Below are 16,194 nucleotides of genomic sequence, written 5' to 3'. Positions count from 1 at the left end.
TTGTTCGCAGTATTTGTAAAGATATTCTAAAGGTTCAAAAGTATGATTGACTGTAATTGATATAATAGTTATAATTTCCCTCATAATCCATTTTGATCAGAAAAGATTTTATTTTCTGAAAATAAATGACAGCAAGACAATAACTAAATCAGGTGAATGCTATATGCTGACAAACGTTTTAAAGTATCGGGTTCATATTTTATTTATCGTGTTATGTTTGATCGGCGGGACGACATGGGCTTTTCAAAAAGCCGGGCTGAGTGACAGCCTTCCATTTTGGTCCGCCGGCATGCGGTTCATGATCGCAAGCATTTTGATCGCGGCGTTTCTGTTGGCACGGAGGCAGTTTGTTCTGTCAAAGGAACTGCTAGTGCTGTCGTTTTTGAACGGCATCATGTATTTTTCCGTTCCATTCGGATCTGTTTATTGGGCCTCTCTTTATTTGCCGAGCGGGTTGGTGTCTATATTAGCGGCAAGCATTTCAGTCTTTGCCCTGATGATCAACCGCCTCGTCAAAGGGACACCGGCGACGAAACTGCAGAAATGGGGGATATGCCTGGCTTTGCTCGGCATTACAATCGTGTTTGGCAACCAACTGCTGATCAAAGTCGATGTTATTGAAATTGTCGCAATGATTGTGATTTTGTGTGCGATGTTTGGCTCGGCTTTTATTCAAATCAAAGTACAGCAGAGAATTCGTTCGCTTCCGATCTTAAGCTTTAACTCCCTTTCAATGCTGAGCGGCGGAGCGGTATTGCTCATCAGCAGCCTCATCTTTGAAAGCGGGACAAGAACGTTTTCCGGTGTGAGTCTTTATGCGCTGCTTTATTTAGCGGTTGTCGGCTCGATTTTGGGTTTTTGGATCAACATTTATCTGCTTAAAAAATGGCACATCTCAAAAGCGACTTCCCACTTGTTCATCTCCCCTGTCATTGCGCTCTATATCGGATTTCTGTTTCTGGATGAAAAACTGAATGCGAATATTTATTTAGGAACGCTGTTTGTCATATTCGGTGTGATGTTCATCAACTTAAAAAAAGAAGAGAGGATCGCGAAAATTGACGAAACGAAACAAAAACTTGGCCATCATTTGTCAAAATAAGCACCTGCCATTTATTTTTGAAGAAGCTGAGCGTTTAGGATTGAAGGTCACGTTCTTTTACAATTCGGCCGAAGATTTCCCGGGCAATCTTCCGGCTGTGGAACGCTGTGTGCCGCTGCCGTTGTTTGAAGATGAAGAAGCGGCGATGGATGTCGTCAGGCAGACATTTGTCGAATTTCCGTTTGACGGCGTGATGACACTGTTTGAACCGGCTTTGCCTTTCACGGCAAAAGCTGCTGAAGCTTTGAATCTGCCGGGGCTTCCTTTCACAACAATGGAAAACTGCCGCAATAAAAATAAAACCCGCAGCATACTTCAGCAAAACGGATTGAATACGCCGGTTTTTCACGAGTTCCATACGCTCGCTGACCTGGAAAACAGGAAACTGTCGTATCCATTAGTCGTCAAGCCGGTCAACGGCTTCTCAAGCCAGGGCGTCGTCCGTGTTGATGATCGGAAGGAGCTTGAGGAGGCCGTCCGGAAAGTCGAGGCCGTCAACCAAAGGGACCTCAATCGATTCGTGCACGGCAAAACGGGCATCGTAGCCGAGCAATTTATCGATGGGCCGGAATTCGCGATTGAAACGCTGTCGATTCAAGGAAACGTACATGTTCTTTCGATTGGATACAAAGGGAACAGCAAAGGGCCGTTTTTTGAAGAAGGGGTCTATATTGCTCCGGCTCAATTGAAAGAAGAGACGCGCCTTGCGATCGTCAAGGAAGTGACGGGCGCCGTTTCAGCGCTGGGCATTCACCAGGGGCCGGCTCATACAGAGCTGAGGCTGGACAAGGATGGAACACCTTATGTTATCGAGGTGGGCGCCAGAATCGGCGGTTCAGGGGTTTCCCATTACATCGTCAAAGAGAGCACAGGCATCAACTTTATGCAGCTTGTCTTGCAAAATGCATTAAAGCCGCTGGAGAGCAGCGAGTTTGAAGGCGAGATCAGGCCTGTAAGGACAGCCGGCAATTATATCATTCCTGTACAGGGCTCCGGCACTTTTGAAAAAATCGACGGACTGGAAGAAGTCAAACAGAGGCAGGAGGTTAAGCGGGTGTTTCAATTTATGAGAAGAGGCGCAAAGATCCTCCCGTACCCGCACTTTTCCGGTTATCCGGGGTTTATATTAACAAGCCATCATTCTTATGAAGAATGTGAAGCTTTCTACCGGGAGCTGGATGATGAGCTTCATATCATTTATCAAAATAATTTGACGGGTACAATAGGAGGTTAAGATGATCTCGACTAAAGTGCACAAAGAGCAAGCCGTGATGATTGTCCATACGCTCGGTCCCAAAGGCACGAACTGTGAAAAAGCCGGCCTGCTATGGCTCAAAAATAAAGGGGTCCGCGGGGAAGTCAGGCTTTATGAAACGTTGGAAGAAGCGCTGCTCCATGTTAAATCGACAGAAAATTCAGTCCTCTTAGGCTGCGCCGTTTACCCGTTTTTGCATCAAATCGTATTTGAGAATCTAGCGGACTTAAAGATTATAGACAGTTTTGTGATGCCTACATACAACATGGTGTTTGCCGCAAAACAGCACACGATGGCATCGGATATTCAAATCGTCGCTTCACACCCTGCTCCGGCTCATCTGGCAAAGCTGTTCAGCAGTCAAGTCCAATTTGTCACCAGCAATGCTCAAGCGGCCCTGGCCTGCGCTTCAAACGCGGCTGACGGCTGCATCACGACGATTAAAGCAGCCGATGAACACCGTTTGAAAGTCATTAAAGATTTTGGGGAAGTACCGATGTGCTTTACAATCCACGGGCTTAAATCAATCGAAGGAGGAAGCCGATGACGACTTTGACAGGGGACATTGTAAACATGGTCAACGAGCAGATTGTACCGAACATACATGAATTGCAGACGTACCAAAATGATAAAGGACAGATTACAGAGCATCACGAAAGGGCGGAACAGCTTCTGCTGCAATTGATTGAAGACGCAGGAGCCATTTATGAAGCGGTTCACTTAACGGCTGCAAAAGAGGCGTTTAAAGAGGACGTTTTGGATTGGATCAGCCGCGGATTAGGGGAGACGCCGTATTTTGACCGGTTATTGACGGCTTACCGGGCTCCGCATGATCAGGAGACGACCTTTTTTGCGGCGCCGATCGTGACGCCGAATGGGCCTCATGCGAAAGGCTGCTATTTTGAAGCCTTTTTAGCCGTTCGTGAAGAACCTGCCATGATGAGGCCGATAGAAGAGGATCTGCCTCATCCTGAAAACGGCTGCCAATCCCTTAAGCTGCTCGCCGGAACAAAGGGGTTCACGGAAGAAAAATGCATCGTATTCTTCCCTGAAAATGTGAAAACAAAAGAGAAAATCACATCACAGACATTCGCGATTTTCTACTTTAATAAGTTTTATCACATTTACCATGAGGACACGCTCAAAAGAGCGAGGGCCATTTTTGAACATGCGCCTTTCAAGTCGGCTCAGCTTTCCCACGACCGCACATATGAAGCAAGGGTGTTGTGGGGCTACCTTCACGACTATTTTCATCATTGCGGAAAAAAACCTTTTCATCTCCATATTCAGGCGAAAATGAATTTTTTCGCAGGCATTTTAGAAGAAGTCAAGGTCGATTGCCAAGCAATCCTGACCTTGTGGGAGCGGCAATATGACGGCTGGGAGGAAATTATCGAATTTGTTTTGTATGAGCGGCTGCTGCGCTATCCGAGCCAGCATAATGCAACGCGGAATTTTGATTCCGGGACAGGCTATTTTCTGTTCAGCTGGATGATTGAAAACGGCCGTTCCATTCAAAAAGGAGAAGAGAAGCGCGTGTCGCTTGACCTTCCACGCTGCATGGACGATTTAAGAAAGCTTGTGGCCGAAATTGAACAGCTGGAAGAAATCGAGGATGACACGGCATACAAAGAGGCCGCGGAGCGCTATGTCAGACAATACCTGCCTCCGGGACGGGAAGGCGAGCGATTCAGCGTCCCGGAACAGTATTTCATTGACGAGATCAATAAGAAAATCGAAACCGCCCGTCTTCGATTTGAACGGGAGAGACTGGAAGCGTGAAGCCGCCATTAAGCAAAATCGGAGAGAAAATGATTGAGAAAACAGGGGTCAGGGCTGTGATGAGCGATATTCAGGAAGTCCTGGCCGGCGGTGAACGGTCATACATTAATTTAAGTGCGGGCAATCCGATGATTTTGCCCGGCGTGTCAGCCATGTGGAAGTCGGCTCTTGCCGATCTCCTTGACGATGACAGGTTTTCTTCGGTGATCGGCCAATACGGATCGAGCTATGGAACCGATGAACTGATTGCAAGTGTTGTCCGCTTCTTTTCAGAGCGGTATAGCGCCGGCATTCGAAAAGAGAACGTGTTGATTACAGCCGGAAGCCAGCAGCTGTTTTTTCTGGCGATCAATTCGTTTTGCGGAATGGGAAGCGGATCTGTGATGAAAAAAGCCTTGATCCCGATGCTGCCTGACTATTCGGGATACAGCGGGGCGGCACTGGAGCGGGAGATGATTGAGGGGATCCCTCCGCTCATATCGAAATTGGATGATCATACGTTTCGATATGAGCTCGACCGTAAGGGGTTTTTAGAGAGGATGCGCATCGGTGCTGTCTTGCTATCGCGCCCGAACAATCCTTGCGGAAACATCTTGCCTAAAGAAGATGTAGCATTCATTTCAGACGCATGCCGAGAAGCGAATGTTCCGCTGTTCATTGATTCCGCATATGCTCCGCCTTTTCCGGCGATTCACTTTATCGACATGGAACCGATTTTCAACGAGCAGATCATTCACTGTATGAGCCTTTCAAAAGCCGGCCTGCCTGGCGAAAGGATCGGAATCGCCATCGGGCCGTCCCGGTATATTCAGGCAATGGAAGCTTTTCAGTCGAATGCGGCGATCCATTCTTCAAGGCTGGGGCAGTATATGGCTGCATCAGTATTGAATGACGGGCGCCTCGCCGACGTGTCGCTGAATGAAGTCAGGCCATATTACCGCAATAAATTCATGCTGCTCAAGGAAACGCTTTTATGCAAGATGCCTGAAGACATCAAATGGTATCTGCATCAAGGGGAAGGATCGCTTTTCGGATGGCTGTGGTTTGAAGACCTGCCGGTGACCGATGCAGCGCTGTATGAGTATATGAAAGCGGATGGAGTCATTATCGTTCCCGGATCATCTTTCTTTCACCGTCAATCCCGGCGCCTGGCGCATTCACACCAGTGTATACGAATCAGCCTAACCGCGGCGGATGAAGATATTATAAGGGGAATCGATGTTTTAGCTAAAATTGCGAAGGGTGTATATGAGAAACAGGTTGAATACTTATAAAAAAACAGGGGCTAAAAGCAAGCCCCTGTTTTATTCGTCAATCCCTCCGCCGGCATTGGCCTTTCTTTTTCTGCGCCTTGCCGTTGTCAAGATCAAAATAACCGCTGCCGCTATGATTACGATCAGGATGGCAATGTACAGCACATGCTGCTGATTGCTTTCCTGTTTATCATCCGTCTTGGTTTCGGCGGATTTTGCTGTCAGCTGTTGATGGTTTGTAAATAGCTGATGGCTGTCCGTTTCATTCACAACGGTTGCTGCGAAATCATTGCTGTTCAAAAAGTTGATCATTTCTTTTGTGACTGCTGTGCCTTGCCCTTTAAACGGCGCGAAAACAGCCATCGAGTAATTTGAATCCCACAGCGACGTTTGAGTAAACGCGACTTGTTTTGTCGTTTCATTCAGCATTTGAAAAGATGACACATCAAATGTTCCGTTTTTCGCCGTCGGAACAGCCAATTCGGCTGTTTTTTCCTTCAGCAGAGAGAATTGATCGACGCTTCCGATGAAGATTACGTTTCTTCCTTTCACGTCATCCGGTTTGACTTCCGAGGATGTTTTTACTGTGAATGCCTGCCGGGCTTCGCTGCCGAAGGAGCCGACTACAAGCGAAAGCTCATCAATCTTCGACTGATCCGCATTGTCGGGCAGGATCATCAGCGTTTTATTGTTATGATCACCCGCGTAGGGAAGCGGCCACGCTTGAAAATCTGCTGAAGCTGACGTGTCGCTGACATGGTAAGACAATGCACTTTGTTTATCGATAAAAATCCATTTGTCCTCGTTCACCGCGTAGCAAGGGTTGTTCTCTTTCAAGCCTGAAGCGGCAAATTGAATATCAATGTAACGGCTTTTTTGCAAAAGTTTCGGATCGACTTTTAAAGAAACATGGTAAAAGCCGTTTTTGTCTTCTTTTCCTATATCGTCAAGTCCGACGGAATGAGGCTGGCCATTGATCATGACCTTCAGCTCCGCCTGTTCCGCAGCTAAGTCGCTTTGGCCGGCCTGCTTTTGAATCGTTTTCGATTTTTTCATCGCAAGCGAAAGCTTTGCAGGCTGATTCTTGTCTAATAGAGCTGGCGCGGGATAATAAAAATGCTCGGAAGATGTCTGTCCCGAACCGATTGTCAAATCCCCCGCCCCGAAATCCTCAAGTGTCAGCTTGCTGCCGCCCCGTTTGCTATGCTGCTGAAGTTTGCCGATTGCCAGCGTGTCGCCGCTGAGCTGGGCGGCATACGTTTTGTCGGTGATGACGCTGATTTTTTCAGAAAGCACATCATCAGATGCTGCGGCCGCAAACAATACAGGCTGCTGCTTATCCTTTGCTTTGAGCATCCGTTTCGCAAGCAAAAGCTTGTCTTCTTTTGCTTCGAGTTTCGCTTGTTTCAACAGCTTTTTCACTTTGCCGCTCCAGTGATGGTGAACGCCGATCACAATCGTCGGCCTGTCGATCTTCGCCAGGTCAGATTCACCCAAGATCTTCGTGCTGATGCTGTTGTCAACCGTTTTGAGGTATGCTTCTGTTTTAACTGCCGCTTCGATTTCAGCCGAACTTGGATGGTCCGGAATGACGATTGCCGTTTTTTCCACGGAGCTGCCGGACTGGGCGAACGGATAAGGATAATGTTCGAGCGCCGCTCCTTTAGATTCGTTCTTTTCCCCGATATTCAGACGACTGTCCGGATAAATTTTGATCCAGTTCCCGGAGGAGTCCTGTCTGACGCAGACGCCTTCATGAACCACTCCGTAGAACTTCAGTGATAAGCTGTGAAACCCTGGAGACGACTGGCTTTTGTTCAGCGAGAGCTTCAGCGTTTTCTTCCCGTTATTCCCTTCAAGCTTAACCGTTTTGACCGGTTCGCCATCAATCTCGGCTGTTAAAGAAGACGGTGAGATTAAAAGGTCTGAGGCCTCGTATTTAAGTGTAAGCTGCTGATGGGTAGAGGAGGCGCCCGCCGGTATTTGATACGTCAGCTCGGCGCTGTCTTTTGCCCCGTATAAAGTCAAGAGATCGTTTGTGAGCACTTGCTGCTTGGCTTGTTCCCGGCTGTTTTCCCCCAGGATCGAGCCGTCTACTGTAACGTCTTTGGCTGCAGCCGCTTGTCCCGTCGCCGTGATCAGCAAGAAGCTTGCCAGACATATGATGATATATTTCAAAAAAGTCACCCGCTTTTCTTTTGATTGTATCGTTCTGTTTTGTACCATGTTGCTTGAACAGGCGGTGCTTGATTTCTACGAATAAAGAATAAATCACGAGCACAATCCAAGCCTGCGAGTATGTAAAGTACATCAGAAAAACGATGAAAAAGTTTTGCCTGTTCATTTCTGTTTTTTCGATGCTCAGTGTAATCATGACCTTCGTCATAAATAGAAAGAAAGCCAAAACCCATAAAATGATAGACAAAAAACCGAATGAAAGATGCAGATTATAAAATAAATTGATGACAAAAATCGCATTTGACATGATGACGCCAAAGAAAAACAAAAAATACGTAAAAAAGAAATAAAACAAATCAAAAATAATCCGTTTTCTCTTCAGCTTGAAAAACTGAGCCAAAAATTTCAGGACGACATACTGGTTGCCGCGAGCCCACCTTGTCCGCTGACGCCACCAGACTTTCCACGTTTCCGGCTCCTGTTCCCAAGTGACGGCCGCCGGAAAGAAGCGGATGTGGTAGCCGAGGTTGTAGACCCGGATCGTAAGCTCGGTATCTTCGGCCAGCGCCTTATCATCCCAGCCGCCCAGCTGTTCGATAATGCTTCTTCTGATGGCGAAATTGGTGCCGGGGATCGTGGCGATTTTGAACCATTTCCATCTCCCGCCCTGTGCCATCCATTGAAAACAAATCGTTTCGATGTTAATAAATTTTGTGAGCAATGTTTTCGCCGCATTGATGACGCGGAATTTTCCCACCACCGCTCCGGCTTTCTGATCATTCATGAGCCCGAGGACAAGGTAATAAACAGCCATTTTTTCCGGCGTGTTGTCGGCGTCATATACACAAATGACGTCCCCGTTTGACTCGGCAAAACCGCAGTTGAGCGCCGACGATTTTCCCTTTCCGGCATGCGGCGGTTTGGTCACGACCATTTTAATAAAGCCGTATTGCGTGGAAAATTCATCCACAATGTCACCCGTCCGGTCGGATGAATTGTCGTTGACGACAATAATCTCCAGCCGGTCCTTCGGATAATAGAGGTTGACCATCGCCTTCAGCGTCTGCCGAATGACGACCTCTTCGTTATGCGCCGGAATCAGAACGCTGACCTTCGGGAGATCCTTCACGTTCTCTTTCCACTTCGGAATGTTCCGTTCGAAGGTCATATAGTGGCGGAATCCGCCCTGCATCAAAAACATGTGATACAGAAGCATGACCCATATTAAGCTTAACGAGACTAGGAACAGAACATTACCCACGGCTTTTTCTCTCCTTAAAGATTCGTTTTTTTAATGTGGCTCTCAAGTAAAGGGTATAGCTCACAAACATGACAACAAACAAGAGCACAATAAGAGAGAGAATCCAAAGCGCCTTTTCCAGCGGGCTTTGCTGGTGATGATCGAAAAACGTCTCAATGGGGCTGACTTTGCTTTTGACTTGAATCGTTCCATCTCCGCTTGTGTGAATTTCTACTTTATCTGTGTTAACAGTTTGCTTTGTCTTTTTAATATCGAGCCATTCGCTGTTTGGAATGCGTTCCATTTGATCAACCAGTTCAGGAAGATATTTCATTCCAAGATAAGGATGATAAAATGCGCCGGCTACTCCGCCTTCAAAATCGATCATTTGAGAGATGCGCTCCTCGACTTTGCCGAGCGGATTTTGCTCCGATTGATCGACATAGCCGATTGTCTCGGGATAGAGCGTCATCCCATGGAGCATGGCCGGATTCGTAACAAATGGACCGGCGCCTGACGTTTTCCATGTTGTATCGCTAAGCTGAACCTGGCCGAACAAGCTTGTGAAATATTGTGAGGCGATTTGATAGCCGTGCTCTGACACCGTATAGTGCGGCGCTTCAAACGCGAGCGGATACAGCCCTTCCGCGGTGAGATCCTCAATAGCGTTCGTCAGCTTCTGCCGCGTGTAAGTTTCTTCATTCTTTCTGAACGGCTTCAAATAGTTTCGATATGCCTCTTCATTCGGAAAGCTCTGTTCCTTTTGCAAAAGGGTCGCGGGCTCTTCCGCATTTTCCGATGTGATCGGCTGATCGGCTTTGGCATCCCAAAACTCGAATCCTTCACCGGTTTCGCTGTAGCGGTATGTATGGGTATACCCGTGGACAATTACGCTTCCGCCCATATCCTGAAGCTTCCTCAGTACTTTGACCAGCTTCGGCTTATCAGACATATAGACTTTGTCGCCTGTTTCAGGATTGACATATACCGGAATCACAGAAAGGATAAAAGGAATATTCCGTTTATGCAGATAAGATCCGGCTTGGAGCAGCAGTTTTTCATCCGACATCGGGCTGATATCCTCAAGCCGCAAATATAACAGCGTGCTGCCGGCCGTTTCACCAAATGCCTGTCTGAGCTGTTTAGCGGCGAGGAGGCTGTTGTTTAGCAAATCGGTTAACCCGATGTACACGTTTCCTTTGCCGGTTTTCCATCCAAAAGGACGAGCTTTTCCTTCGTCAGCTTTGTATGTGTACAATGCTTTTCCCTTCAATCCTGATACGTCGAGGACACGGACTCCGCTTTCTAAAGAGGAATCGTTTTCCTCATTTGTGCTGCGAATCTGATACACATTGTCTTTGCTTTTGAGCGTAAGACCTGCAAATTGGCTGAACTGCCCGGCGTTAAAGCCGATCGCTATCACAGGTTTTTTGGAGGAGCTGATCAGCTGCGCGAGCTTTTTGCTCAGCTTTCTTTTCGTTTGTCCGTAATAGATGACGCGGTCTTTTGTTGCGAGATCCGATGCTTTGACATCCGCGTCTTTTATGACGGCCACACGGGATGAAAAATGGCCGGCGATAAGGTCGAGAATTTTCACATCGGCTGACTCTTTTCCATCCAATGTTGAATAGACGATGAGAATGCCGTGCTCCTGCTGCTTTGCCTCGGCGCTGTCCGGAACATAAAAAGCCGCAGACAGGATAAGCACAGCCGCGTATAGAAGTAATAGCCGCTTACAGTTCATTCATCATCATCTCGTTTTCTAGTTCTTCTAAAAATTGATCGGCAGTCTTTAAATCGTTCTGATATGATAAGTGGCACACGTGGAAGGTCAAGGTGACATACTTGCCGTTTTTCAGCTGGTACGTATCCAGCTGTTTCTTCAGTTTTTCAAGGACGGCGGGCATATGTTCGGCAGGCGTGTGTGTCAGCAGGATGCCGAACCGCTCCTCGGCAGGCCGGAACTTTTTATCGGTTTCCCGGACACATGATCTGATTTGACTGCTGACAAATTGAAAGAGACGATCGGTTTCTTTTTCTCCGTACAGGGATTTGAACTCTTTGAAATAATGCATATGAAGCAGTAAAAAAACAAACGAGTTGCCATACCGCTCCGCCCGCTTGATTTCTTCTGACAGCTCCAGCTTCATCCTCTGTTTATTATCAAAGCCTGTCACCCTGTCAATCGCAACAAAGCTTTTGATTTCGTCTTGAAGGTGTTTGACGGAGCGGTGAAGTCCGATCGCGATGTCGTGTATTCTCCCTGACATAAAGGAAAACAGCAACAGCGCCACTCCCCAGATGACGAGCATTTGCAGTCCGGTTTCAGACGAAGCAGCTTCTCCTTGGCCTGTGTGAAAAAACATCATCAAAGTGCCGAGAACAAACAGGACGATGATGGTCCCAGCCAGTGCGTAAATCGATCCGAGCCATATTCCTGCTGCGATGATGGCAAGTGTGATGCAAATGATGAGAACGGGTTCGAACCGCTGGACTGAGATATAATGGATGAACAACGCAAGCGCTGCTGCAAGTCCTGTCATATAAGCGAACATTTTATGCGATTCATTGAATGAGATTTTCATTTAAAAGCTTCCTTTCGGCTAATAGGGGCAGCAGATTATCAAAAGAATGCGTATCATTTCCGCTCATATATCCCCCATAATACGTCTCGGACGAATCAAGAATTTCAAAATCATTCATTCGATCATACAGCGCTTTAATGACGGTTTTATCTTCGTTTTGGTTGATGAAGAATAAAATCGCCAACGCGTAGACGGATGGAGACTCGTATTGGACCGCCGGCTTTTTTGTATCGAGCGAATACCGGCCATACAGTTTTCCGCCGGTTTGAAACGTCTGTTTGAGCCAATCCGCTAATACAGCGGCTTTTTGATCCTTCGGAGGTAAATGCCAAGCTGCGTAAAGCTGATCAATGAGATTGACTTCATGGTCATAGGTGTATGCTTTCGTTTCTGTACTGTATGCTTTTGGGAGAAAACCGTTTTTCAAAGGGGCGAGATAAAGAATGCTGGCATTCCGACTTTCGAGTTCTTTATTTATCACTCCATTCTTTTTCAAGATGGATAGCGCATCCGGCATGATATAGGAAAGCGTGATATCTTTTGCCGCGGATTGAGAGGCGGAGTCGTAAAAGTCCGTCAATATCCCGTTGTTCATGTTGTATTTTCTTAATGCGGCACCGATGTTCCGAGCGGTTTGTTTATACTCGCTGTTTCCCCATAGAGCTGCCGCTTGATCGAGGCTCACCATGATTCTGAGATCATCGATCAGGGCGTTCACCCCGCTTGCCTGGCCGTTTTGGATTTGCCATGACACCAGGTTGTTGTTCATAAGGAAGGATTCGTTCAGGTGCTGATATTGCTCATGGAAATGCTCGCCGTCTTTTTTGCTGATCAAAAACTCCATCCACAAGCCAAGCGATTCCGACAAGTAAACAGGCTGGTCGGAAAAGCCGGTTTTGATCAGCCCCTGATCGCTCATTAAATGACGGTAAACGAAGTGTTCGGCAGGCTGAAGCGCTTCATCATTTTTCTCATCATCTGACTGATCTTCAGCTTTGATGCAGCCGACGGCCAGACTGACGGATAAAAAGCACAGGATCATACCAATCCATATATACCTCACGGGTGCTTTCACGATAGATCACCCCGAATGTTTTTTTGAGTAATGATTTTGACTTATTTATTATAAATGAAAAAATGGAGATTGCTAGATTTATTTGATCTTTTTGGACTATCCAAAAACAGGACGTAAGTCCAATAATAAAATGTTTTTCCATCAATAGCAGGATTTTCGTATTGATTTTTAAAAGGGGAAATGTAGAAGAGAACTAGCGGGTGTGCTAGCGCTTGGAAAAATAAAATAAACGGAGGGCCTGAATGTACATCATCAGCAAGCTTGAAAGACAAAATGTGAAAGTGACAGAAATACCGAAGTGGGGCTCTTACTTGAGAAAAACGTGGGAAAACCGTTTTGCCGCAAGCATGGAGCTTCCGGAAAGGGACGCGATCTTGGTGAGCCATTTTTTGTGGCATTTATTCAGCTATGGGATGAAGCCGTGTTTTACCGGCGGACAGGCCGATCAAGCCTTTAGCGAACAGCCGAAGCGCGATTGCTTTTTATTCTACCAGCACACGGATGACGCCTATATTCTTGAACATGCTGAACAACTGATAGCCGCAGATCTGAAAGGAGAAGAAGATGCATATATAACGGATAAACATATGACATGGACATATGCGGTGACGCATGAGTCTGCATACGGACCGTATTTTGCAATTCAGCTGGATGAGAAGGAGCATGAACCTATATAATATGGGTTAAAGCGTTACTAAAGGGGAGGAACGTGATGGACAAGGAAAAACAGCAATTGAGCATTGAAGCAGCGAGGCTCTACTATCAGTCTGACTACAGCCAGCAGCAAATCGCCGAACAGCTGCAGATTTCAAGACCGACGGTATCAAGGCTGCTGCAGTTCGCCAAGGAAAAGGGGTATGTCCAAATCCGCGTTATGGACCCGTTTGAAGATATGGATGCGCTCGGTGCGATGCTTGAGGAAAAATACGGGCTTCTAGAAGCGCATGTTGTCTTTTCGCCGACCGCGGATTATACGACCATCACGCATTATCTCAGCCGCTTCGGGGCCGAATATATGCACGGCGCAGTCAAGGACGGCGACATTGTCGGCGTCAGCTGGGGGACGACGATGTACCAAATCGCCCAAAATATGCAGCCTAAACAGGTGAAGGGCGCAGAGGTCGTTCAACTGAAAGGCGGAATCAGCCATTCCAGCGTCAACACTTATTCGTCTGAAACGATTCAGCTGTTTGCCGAAGCTTTTCAAACGATGCCGAGGTATTTGCCGCTTCCGGTCGTGTTTGACAATCCGGAAGTCAAACAGATGGTGGAACAGGACAGGCACATCAAGCGGATCATAGAAATGGGAAAACAGGCAAACATTGCGTTATTTACAGTCGGCACGGTACGCGATGAAGCCTTGCTGTTCAGGCTGGGGTATTTTCATGAAGAGGAAAAAGCCCTCCTGAAAGAACGTGGAGTCGGCGATATTTGTTCGCGCTTTTTTGATGCGGAAGGAAACATTTGCAGCGATGCTATCGATTCGCGGACGATCGGCATTGAATTGGCTGACTTGAGGGAAAAAGAACGGTCGATTCTCGTAGCGGGCGGCAGCCGGAAAAAAGCCGCTATTCATGGTGCGCTCAAAGGCAAGTATGCCAATGTGCTGATTATTGATCAGCACACGGCGAAAGAACTGCTTGATGACTGAAGTGTCCAGGAAGAACAGCCTGGATTTTACTTTATTTTCTATTGAACAAAATTTCATATGATAATTTACATTTGTTCAAAAATCGGTTATGCTGAAACTATCTTATACAAAGGAAGTGCTAGTAAATGACGATTGCAAATCTCATTGATCATACAGCATTGAAACCGCATACACAAAAATCCGAGATTAAGAAATTAATAGAAGAAGCGAAAGCATACCAATTCGCTTCAGTCTGCGTCAACCCGACATGGGTCGAATTTGCCGCCGAAGAGCTGAAGGGAACGGAAATCGACGTTTGCACGGTCATCGGTTTTCCGCTGGGCGCCAACACGACAGAGACAAAAGCGTTTGAAACAAAAGACGCTATCGCAAAAGGCGCGACAGAGGTGGACATGGTCATCAACATCGCCGCTTTAAAAGACGGAAACGATGACTTTGTCGAGGCCGACATCCGCGCGGTCGTTGAAGCCGCAAAAGGTAAAGCGCTTGTTAAAGTCATCATTGAAACGTGTCTGTTGACAGACGAAGAAAAAGAGCGCGCCTGCCGCCTGGCTGTTGCTGCCGGTGCCGACTTTGTCAAAACCTCAACCGGGTTCTCAACCGGCGGAGCGACAGCGGAAGATATCGCCCTGATGCGGAAAACCGTCGGACCTGACATCGGTGTCAAAGCATCCGGAGGGATTCGTACAAAAGAGGACGTTGAAACCATGATCTCAAACGGCGCGACCCGGATCGGTGCAAGCGCAGGCGTTTCCATCGTCAGCGGAGCAGAAGGAAAAAATGAAGATAACTACTAAGATCCAGTGCGGCGGGAAGCGGAAGCTTCCTGCGCGCAGATACAAAAATGTAAGCGAATACATCACCAGGAGGATCAAAACATGAAATATCTCATCGGGCTCATTGGTTTATTTGTCGTCTTAGGGCTTGCATGGCTGGTCAGCAGCGGAAAGAAAAGAGTGAAATACCGCCCGGTTATCGTCATGATCGTGCTGCAATTCGCATTGGGATATATATTGCTGAACACGGGTGTCGGAAACTATCTCGTCGGCGGTTTTGCCAAGGGCTTCGGCTATTTGCTTGAATATGCGGCAGAAGGTGTGAATTTTGTCTTTGGCGGACTGGTGAATGTGAATGAATCCACATTCTTCATCAGCGTACTTCTACCGATTGTTTTTATATCTGCTTTAATCGGTATTCTGCAATATTGGAGAATCCTTCCGTTTATTATAAAATATATTGGTCTTGCGCTCAGCAAAATCAACGGGATGGGCAAACTGGAGTCATACAATGCCGTGGCTTCGGCGATACTGGGGCAATCTGAAGTATTCATTTCGTTAAAAAAGCAGCTTGGCCTGCTGCCTAAACACAGACTTTATACGCTGTGCGCTTCGGCGATGTCGACCGTCTCGATGTCTATCGTCGGCGCCTATATGACGATGCTGAAGCCCGAATACGTTGTCACCGCGCTCGTATTGAACTTATTCGGCGGATTTATTATCGCTTCGATTATCAATCCTTATGAAGTCGATCGAGAACATGATATGGTAGAGGTACAGGAAGAGGAAAAACAATCCTTCTTTGAAATGCTGGGCGAATATATTATGGACGGCTTTAAAGTCGCCGTCGTCGTGGCCGCCATGCTGATCGGATTTGTCGCGATCATCGCAATGATTAACGGCATTTTCAGCGCCGCACTAGGTATATCATTCCAGGAACTGCTCGGATTTATTTTTGCGCCGTTTGCCTTCCTGATGGGTATTCCATGGCATGAAGCGGTGAATGCTGGAAGTATCATGGCAACCAAAATGGTCTCAAATGAATTTGTCGCGATGCAGTCTCTCGCACAAGGCAGCTTCCATTTCAGCGGCCGCACCGAAGCGATTGTTTCCGTCTTCCTCGTCTCATTTGCCAATTTCTCATCGATCGGTATTATCGCCGGTGCGGTTAAAGGACTGAATGAGAAACAAGGAAACGTCGTCGCGCGCTTCGGGTTGAAATTGCTGTACGGCGCAACGCTCGTCAGTTTCTTGACAGCGACCGTTGTAGGATTGATCTATTGATAAACATTGAAAA

The 16,194-nt window shown here is 47.0% G+C and carries 13 protein-coding genes and 1 pseudogene; 9 read left to right on the top strand and 5 right to left on the bottom strand.

What is annotated here, in order from left to right; genetic code table 11:
- Positions 1-163: 163 nt before the first annotated feature.
- From TRNA_RS42360 to TRNA_RS42340, 5 genes are read left to right on the top strand one after another with little or no spacing between them, the layout of a single operon-like run.
- Complete coding sequence (locus TRNA_RS42360) at positions 164-1,102, top strand: DMT family transporter (RefSeq protein WP_003177801.1); 939 nt, start codon at positions 164-166, stop codon at positions 1,100-1,102.
- A complete protein-coding gene (locus TRNA_RS42355; protein WP_011198458.1) occupies positions 1,059-2,336 on the top strand; it encodes an ATP-grasp domain-containing protein in 1,278 nt (425 codons plus the stop codon). The genes TRNA_RS42360 and TRNA_RS42355 overlap by 44 nt, the downstream gene beginning before the upstream one ends.
- A 1-nt stretch (position 2,337) precedes the next feature.
- Positions 2,338-2,904: a prephenate dehydratase domain-containing protein gene (locus TRNA_RS42350; RefSeq protein ID WP_003177795.1), complete on the top strand. Its 567-nt coding sequence runs from the start codon at positions 2,338-2,340 to the stop codon at positions 2,902-2,904.
- Complete coding sequence (locus tag TRNA_RS42345; protein WP_011198457.1) at positions 2,901-4,139, top strand: DUF6421 family protein; 1,239 nt, start codon at positions 2,901-2,903, stop codon at positions 4,137-4,139. The genes TRNA_RS42350 and TRNA_RS42345 overlap by 4 nt, the downstream gene beginning before the upstream one ends.
- Entirely contained in the window at positions 4,136-5,413 is a 1,278-nt protein-coding gene (locus TRNA_RS42340; RefSeq protein WP_011198456.1) for a valine--pyruvate transaminase, read from the top strand. Before TRNA_RS42345 ends, TRNA_RS42340 begins: the two co-directional genes overlap by 4 nt.
- 30 nt (positions 5,414-5,443) lie before the next feature.
- Here the strand turns inward: TRNA_RS42340 and TRNA_RS42335 are convergent, their stop codons facing one another.
- The 5 genes and pseudogenes from TRNA_RS42335 to TRNA_RS42315 form a co-directional block, all read right to left on the bottom strand.
- A complete protein-coding gene (locus TRNA_RS42335) occupies positions 5,444-7,570 on the bottom strand; it encodes a cellulose biosynthesis cyclic di-GMP-binding regulatory protein BcsB (RefSeq protein ID WP_011198455.1) in 2,127 nt (708 codons plus the stop codon).
- Between the two features lie 5 nt (positions 7,571-7,575).
- Positions 7,576-8,831, bottom strand: a pseudogene (locus TRNA_RS42330) (glycosyltransferase family 2 protein).
- Positions 8,824-10,554, bottom strand: a complete 1,731-nt coding sequence (locus TRNA_RS42325; protein WP_011198453.1) for a DUF2334 domain-containing protein — start codon at positions 10,552-10,554, stop codon at positions 8,824-8,826. The pseudogene TRNA_RS42330 and the gene TRNA_RS42325 overlap by 8 nt, the downstream one beginning before the upstream one ends.
- The gene (locus tag TRNA_RS42320; RefSeq protein WP_003177783.1) at positions 10,544-11,395 is read right to left on the bottom strand and encodes a diguanylate cyclase domain-containing protein; all 852 of its coding nucleotides are present in this window, start codon (positions 11,393-11,395) and stop codon (positions 10,544-10,546) included. Before TRNA_RS42320 ends, TRNA_RS42325 begins: the two co-directional genes overlap by 11 nt.
- Entirely contained in the window at positions 11,376-12,458 is a 1,083-nt protein-coding gene (locus tag TRNA_RS42315) for a hypothetical protein (protein ID WP_025807337.1), read from the bottom strand. Before TRNA_RS42315 ends, TRNA_RS42320 begins: the two co-directional genes overlap by 20 nt.
- A gap of 254 nt (positions 12,459-12,712) precedes the next feature.
- On the opposite strand from TRNA_RS42315, the gene TRNA_RS42310 reads away from it, so the two are divergent.
- From TRNA_RS42310 to TRNA_RS42295, 4 genes are all read left to right on the top strand, one after another.
- Positions 12,713-13,147, top strand: a complete 435-nt coding sequence (locus TRNA_RS42310; RefSeq protein ID WP_011198452.1) for a DUF4275 family protein — start codon at positions 12,713-12,715, stop codon at positions 13,145-13,147.
- Between the two features lie 35 nt (positions 13,148-13,182).
- Positions 13,183-14,121, top strand: coding sequence for a sugar-binding transcriptional regulator (locus tag TRNA_RS42305; RefSeq protein WP_003177775.1), 939 nt, complete (start codon positions 13,183-13,185; stop codon positions 14,119-14,121).
- 125 nt (positions 14,122-14,246) lie between these two features.
- The gene (deoC, locus tag TRNA_RS42300; RefSeq protein WP_011198451.1) at positions 14,247-14,918 is read left to right on the top strand and encodes a deoxyribose-phosphate aldolase; all 672 of its coding nucleotides are present in this window, start codon (positions 14,247-14,249) and stop codon (positions 14,916-14,918) included.
- A gap of 81 nt (positions 14,919-14,999) precedes the next feature.
- Complete coding sequence (locus TRNA_RS42295) at positions 15,000-16,181, top strand: NupC/NupG family nucleoside CNT transporter (protein ID WP_003177771.1); 1,182 nt, start codon at positions 15,000-15,002, stop codon at positions 16,179-16,181.
- Positions 16,182-16,194: the final 13 nt, after the last annotated feature.

The organism is Bacillus licheniformis DSM 13 = ATCC 14580 (assembly GCF_000011645.1).
GTDB classification, from domain to species: Bacteria; Bacillota; Bacilli; order Bacillales; family Bacillaceae; genus Bacillus; species Bacillus licheniformis.
This window is presented reverse-complemented; position numbering and strand designations above follow the sequence as displayed.

Coding starts and splice junctions, on each gene's coding strand:
- TRNA_RS42360 (WP_003177801.1), top strand. CDS start 164: ATGCTGACAAACGTTTTAAAGTATCGGGTTCATATTTTATTTATCGTG.
- TRNA_RS42350 (WP_003177795.1), top strand. CDS start 2,338: ATGATCTCGACTAAAGTGCACAAAGAGCAAGCCGTGATGATTGTCCAT.
- TRNA_RS42345 (WP_011198457.1), top strand. CDS start 2,901: ATGACGACTTTGACAGGGGACATTGTAAACATGGTCAACGAGCAGATT.
- TRNA_RS42325 (WP_011198453.1), bottom strand. CDS start 10,554: ATGAACTGTAAGCGGCTATTACTTCTATACGCGGCTGTGCTTATCCTG.
- TRNA_RS42320 (WP_003177783.1), bottom strand. CDS start 11,395: ATGAAAATCTCATTCAATGAATCGCATAAAATGTTCGCTTATATGACA.
- TRNA_RS42310 (WP_011198452.1), top strand. CDS start 12,713: ATGTACATCATCAGCAAGCTTGAAAGACAAAATGTGAAAGTGACAGAA.
- TRNA_RS42305 (WP_003177775.1), top strand. CDS start 13,183: ATGGACAAGGAAAAACAGCAATTGAGCATTGAAGCAGCGAGGCTCTAC.
- deoC (WP_011198451.1), top strand. CDS start 14,247: ATGACGATTGCAAATCTCATTGATCATACAGCATTGAAACCGCATACA.
- TRNA_RS42295 (WP_003177771.1), top strand. CDS start 15,000: ATGAAATATCTCATCGGGCTCATTGGTTTATTTGTCGTCTTAGGGCTT.